The sequence below is a fragment of the Tritonibacter sp. SIMBA_163 genome, assembly GCF_046535935.1.
GTDB classification, from domain to species: Bacteria; Pseudomonadota; Alphaproteobacteria; order Rhodobacterales; family Rhodobacteraceae; genus Epibacterium; species Epibacterium scottomollicae.
Genome location: NZ_JAWJBP010000060.1, coordinates 1 through 1,592, shown reverse-complemented (window position 1 = coordinate 1,592; position 1,592 = coordinate 1). Strand labels below are relative to the sequence as shown.

The window sequence follows — 1,592 nt, the reverse complement described above, 5'->3', positions numbered from 1 at the left end:
AGCTCCGCATCGCCGTTATGAACCGCTTCAACGCCCTCGGCACCGCCGAGATCGTCCGCGTGGCATGACCTCAGTGGATAAGGGGCAGTCACGCCTCAGGCGTGTGTTCTGCAACAACCCCCATGTGCCGACTGACGTGAAGGTCGCCTGAATCCGAACGTTGGACAAGCACTTTCCAACCTGAGCAGCGCTTGTGGGCGCGCAACCTGTCTGACCGATACACCCGGTATCTTCGTCGCTGAAACTCCAACGCCGCCATCGCGTTACCGTCATGCCTCACATACTGTCCATGATTTTCCTGATGGACAGTATGTGAGGCATAGCGAACTGCGGCAAAGCGGGGATGGCGAGCGGTTCCCGCGTAACAGTCAATATTGACACTGATAACACATGACGAGCATCCGAAGCGTAGAGCACCTTCACTTGTCACGATCACCTTGAAGTAGTTGTAAATGACGTTGTGCTAGTTCGGCGCAGAGGACTAAAAACTGAACATCAAGATTACAACCCCACTTCACCCTCGGTCTCGATCTTCACCGGCTCTCCACAATGCTTACAGTGAATAGCATCAGGTTCATGTCGGTTCAGGCCACATCGAGGGCACTTGTACCTGATCTTAGAAGGCTGGAAGATGGCACGCGCCAGCTGCACAAACAGCGCCACCCCCACAACCATAATGAACACTGACAGCAGCTTCCCGCTAGGCGTTGTCATGGTGATGTCGCCAAAGCCCGTCGTAGTAAGTGTCGCCACCGTGAAATAAAGCGCATCAATGTAGCCGGTGAGGCCAGCCTTTTCGTCGAAGGCCAGAACGAAGACCAGCGACGTGGTCACGAAGATGAAGACAAACAAGTTGACCGCCGCAAGGATTGCATCCTCGTGACGGCGAAAGAAAAGGCTCTCTCTCCGAAGATCGCGTAGCAGATGGTAGGCGTGAATAAGGCGCAATCCACGCAGAACGCGTAGGAAGGCAAAGTTTCCGGTGACAAGCGGCGCGAATAGGAGTGATGCGACCACCACTAAATCCGCAAGCGTATAAATCCTCAAGAGCTCCCGGCGAAGGTTGTGAGATATCCACGACCTTGCAGCCAGATCCAAGAGGATCAACACCCCAAGCGCGGTGTTAATTGCGAACATTACCGGCGTGGTAGGCAATGCCGCGGTCGCAACAAAATAGATGATGGTCAGCGCATCAAATAAGATCAGCCCATAGCGAAACCGGCGGGCGCGTTGGCTATGACCCGTGTAGAGTAACCTGATGGCTCTGTGCAGTTTTTTCATGTAGGCAACATGCCGTAGAATGTCTTCCTATGCCATAGGCCGGAACAAAGCTCCCGTTTCGAAAGGCATTTTGGAGTATGTCCTAAGGTCAGCACTCATAGCCAATAGACGACGAGTGCAGCAAGTGCGATGGCTGATAGGAAGACCTTCGGGCATCGGTCGTAGCGTGTCGCCACATGCCGCCAATCTTTCAGCCTGCCAAACATGATCTCGATCCGATTGCGGCGCTTGTATCGGCTTTGTTGCACAAATGGCATGAGGGATTCACTGTTTAAATCCAGTGGGGGTAGCAATGGAGCATGAGCAGTTGG

General features: G+C 53.7%; 2 protein-coding genes. Both read right to left on the bottom strand.

The annotated features are described in order from the left end of the window. Window positions 1–501: 501 nt before the first annotated feature. Complete coding sequence (locus R0J92_RS21340; RefSeq protein ID WP_411053115.1) at window positions 502–1,281, bottom strand: potassium channel family protein; 780 nt, start codon at window positions 1,279–1,281, stop codon at window positions 502–504. A gap of 95 nt (window positions 1,282–1,376) precedes the next feature. Further along, window positions 1,377–1,592, bottom strand: a 216-nt coding sequence (locus tag R0J92_RS21335; RefSeq protein WP_411053114.1) for a transposase, incomplete at its 5' end; no start/stop codon positions are given.

Bases quoted from the DNA above. Each gene is read 5' to 3' on its own strand.
- R0J92_RS21340 (WP_411053115.1), bottom strand. From the start codon at position 1,281: ATGAAAAAACTGCACAGAGCCATCAGGTTACTCTACACGGGTCATAGC.